1 protein-coding gene is annotated in these 1,387 nt (G+C 47.8%); it reads left to right on the forward strand.

Annotated elements, in window-relative coordinates:
• Window positions 1-124 precede the first annotated feature (124 nt).
• A partial coding sequence (locus O9295_RS14930) for an HAF repeat/PEP-CTERM domain-containing protein (protein ID WP_288033577.1) occupies window positions 125-1,387 on the forward strand: 1,263 nt, incomplete at its 3' end.

Below are 1,387 nucleotides of genomic sequence, written 5' to 3' on the forward strand. Positions count from 1 at the left end.
CTCTGCTCTTTCTTCTTCTTTAAGAGCTTTTTGTAAGTTTTTCTTTTCTTCTAAGTCTAGGAAATCTTTGGCTGGCATAAGTAGGATTTTTCTCAAGTTACTATTTCTATTTTAGGTGGTTTAAGTGCGTTTTAGCTTATCAGCCGATGGGTCGGTTGTGGTTGGTTCCGGCGAACGTGAGAATGCTGGTATTTATTTTAATGAGGCATTCCGTTGGACACAAGCAACGGGGATGGTCGGACTAGGAGACCTACCGGGAAGTGTTTTCAGTAGCCAAGCCCATGAAGTATCGGCTGATGGGTTTGTTGTAGTTGGTTCCAGTCGTAGTGCTAATGTTAGCAATCCTTTCAGTGAGGCATTCCGTTGGACACAGGCAACGGGGATGGTGGGACTGGGAACCCTACCCAGTAGTTGGTTCCAATATAGCAGTGCTGTAGGGGTATCAGCCGATGGGTCTGTTGTAGTTGGTGGCAGTAGTAGTGCCAATGCGGACGAGGCATTCCGCTGGACACAAGCAACAGGGATGGTCGGACTAAGTGACTTACTGGGGGGTGGTTTCGGGAGCGATGCTTCAGGGGTATCAGCCGACGGGTCTATTGTTGTTGGTTGGAGCAGGAGTACTAATGGAAGTGAGGCATTCCGTTGGACACAAGAGACGGAGATGGTCGGACTAGGGGACTTACCGGGAGGGCTTTTCTCTAGCTATGCTACCGGGGTATCAGCAGATGGGTCTGTTGTGGTTGGTTCTGGCGATAGTGCTAATGACGCAGAGGCATTTATCTGGAATAGTACCCAAGGGATGCGGAGCTTACAACAGGTTTTAACTAATGATTATGGTTTAGATTTAACCGGTTGGACTTTGATCTCTGCTCAGGCAATTTCTGCCGATGGGTTAACGGTTGTGGGTGGCGGACGGAACCCCAGTGGTAATACTGAAGCTTGGATTGCTCGTTTAGATGGAGAACCAGTTCCTCCAGGAACAACGCCTACCAATCCGCTTCTCCCTACCCCAAATCCAAGCAACCCCGACGGTTTTATCTTTTCTGGTGTTATCGTCGGTAATAATGGATTCGGTACAACTAACCCCATCTATTTCGATCCGATTGTGTCGGTAGGATACGATTACGCAGTGACAGGCGGACCCTTATTCGCCTCAGTTTTAATCCCTAATGCTCTCCCCCAAGGCGACAGTAACTTTATCCTAGAATTACCCGGATTTGGCAATTATTCTCTAGTTGCGGGAACGACTTTCAACTTGTTGGGTGTTAATCCCCTTGGCTTTAGTGATTTTCGCATCAGTGATATCGATCCTGCGGAAATGCTCGATCCAACTAATCCTACTGCTTTTGTGACGGGGTTAACATTTACTGCTGCTGGAACAGTAACA

Origin of the sequence: Microcystis sp. LE18-22.4A, from assembly GCF_027531105.1 — a bacterium.
Taxonomy (GTDB): Bacteria; Cyanobacteriota; Cyanobacteriia; order Cyanobacteriales; family Microcystaceae; genus Microcystis; species Microcystis aeruginosa.